General features: G+C 52.6%; 4 protein-coding genes. All 4 read right to left on the bottom strand.

Annotation, left to right across the window (positions count from 1 at the left end; all coding sequences use genetic code 11):
* Positions 1-314 (bottom strand): 50S ribosomal protein L16 (rplP, locus tag PX481_RS16215; protein WP_288094994.1); only part of this gene is annotated, 314 nt, incomplete at its 3' end.
* A gap of 30 nt (positions 315-344) precedes the next feature.
* Positions 345-1,073: a 30S ribosomal protein S3 gene (gene rpsC, locus PX481_RS16210; protein WP_061432468.1), complete on the bottom strand. Its 729-nt coding sequence runs from the start codon at positions 1,071-1,073 to the stop codon at positions 345-347.
* Between the two features lie 23 nt (positions 1,074-1,096).
* Positions 1,097-1,456, bottom strand: coding sequence for a 50S ribosomal protein L22 (rplV, locus tag PX481_RS16205; protein ID WP_002746605.1), 360 nt, complete (start codon positions 1,454-1,456; stop codon positions 1,097-1,099).
* Positions 1,457-1,699: 243 nt separating this feature from the next.
* The coding region (locus tag PX481_RS16200; RefSeq protein ID WP_288094995.1) for a ribosomal protein S19 family protein at positions 1,700-1,841 on the bottom strand (142 nt) is incomplete at its 5' end.

Raw genomic sequence — 1,841 nt, 5'->3', positions numbered from 1 at the left:
TCAAACATAATGAACCCCGGTTTAACCACGGCCACCCAGAATTCGGGGGAACCTTTCCCGGACCCCATCCGAGTTTCTGCCGCCCGTTGGGTCACGGGTTTATCGGGAAAAACGCGAATCCAGATTTTGCCACCCCGACGGATATAACGAGTCATTGCCCGTCTGGCCGCTTCGATTTGACGGGAAGTAATCCAACAGGGTTCGGTGGCTTGCAGGGCGAAATCGCCGAAATTAATCGTATTTCCGCCGGTGGCCAGCCCGCGCATCCGTCCGCGCTGTTGTTTGCGGAATTTTGTTCTTTTGGGACTTAACATGAGCTATTTACCACTGATAAATATTAGGGATCAGCCTTCGCTAGAGCGATCTTCAAACTGTTGACGGCGACGCTGTTGACGGCGCGGTGCTTGAGCGGGAACGGCGGCGGCAATTTCTTCTTGGCCGGGGATAATTTCGCCCTTAAATATCCAAACTTTCACGCCTAGAATCCCGTAGATGGTGCTGGCGGTTTTATAGGAGTAATCAATATCGGCGCGCAGGGTATGGAGGGGAACTCGTCCTTCCCGCACCCATTCAGTCCGAGCGATTTCTGCCCCGTTGAGACGACCGCTAACTTGAATTTTGATCCCTTTGACTTCGGCCCTCTGCGCCCGTTGGATGGCCTGGCGGACAACACGACGGAAGGAAACCCGTCTTTCTAGTTGTTGGGCGATGTATTCGGCGATCAGGTTGGCATCGGCATCAACGCGAGCCACTTCGATGACGTTAATGCGAATTTGACGCTGGCCACCGAGGGCTTTTTGTAAACCTAGGCGCAGCTGTTCGATTCCCGTGCCACCACGACCGACGACGACCCCGGGGCGGGCGGTGTGGATGGAGATATCTACTTGATCGGCCTTACGTTCGATGCGAATATCGGCGATACCGGCATTAGCAAGGTTTTTTTCGACGTATTCACGAATGCGGCGATCTTCTTGCAGTAGTTCGGGGTAACGTTTCGCGTCGGCATACCAGCAAGATTTGTGATCTTTGATAACGCCGAGACGAAAACCGAGGGGATGGATTTTTTGTCCCATTGTGGTTTTTTTAGTTAAGGTGATTAGTCTTTGTTGCTAGGAGCGACGGCGACGGTGATATGACAGGTGGGTTTGCGAATTTGGTAGGCGCGCCCCTGGGCCCGGGGTCGAAAACGTTTTAGGGTCGGTCCGCCATCGGCAAAGGCTTGGCTAACTACCAAAGTGGCGGGATCGAGTCCTTCGTTATTTTCGGCGTTGGCAACGGCGGAACGCAGGACTTTGAGAATCGGATCACAGGCCCGGTAGGGCATAAATTCGAGAATAATTAGGGCTTCCCGATAGGAGCGACCGCGGATCTGATCGAGTACCCGTCTGACTTTCAGGGGTGACATCCGAATATAGCGGGCGATCGCTTTGACTTCGTTAGAGGTATCGATGGTCATTTCAGTTATCAGTTATCAGTTAGGTAGGGTGGGTTAGGCGACGACAACTTATAAGACTTAGTTATTAATTTATCTAGTCGCCGTAACCCACCATCTCATAGTTAAGCTAAACGGCTTTTACTTCGGATCACCGATATAGACTCCAAAAGGGTTATAGCTATTGGATCATGCAGGTTAAGCGCCGTTTAGCTTATCTGAACGCTGACCGGGGGCTTGACGGTCTTAAGATTACCGCCCACCGGTCTATTTCCGTCCTGCTTTTTTGTCGCTCTTGGCGTGGCCGCGGAAGGTGCGGGTGGGAGCGAATTCACCGAGTTTATGACCGACCATCTGCTCGGAAACATAGACGGGAACGTGCTGTTTGCCGTTGTGAACGGCGATCGTG

Source organism: Microcystis sp. M53603_WE2 (assembly GCF_030065435.1).
This window is presented reverse-complemented; position numbering and strand designations above follow the sequence as displayed.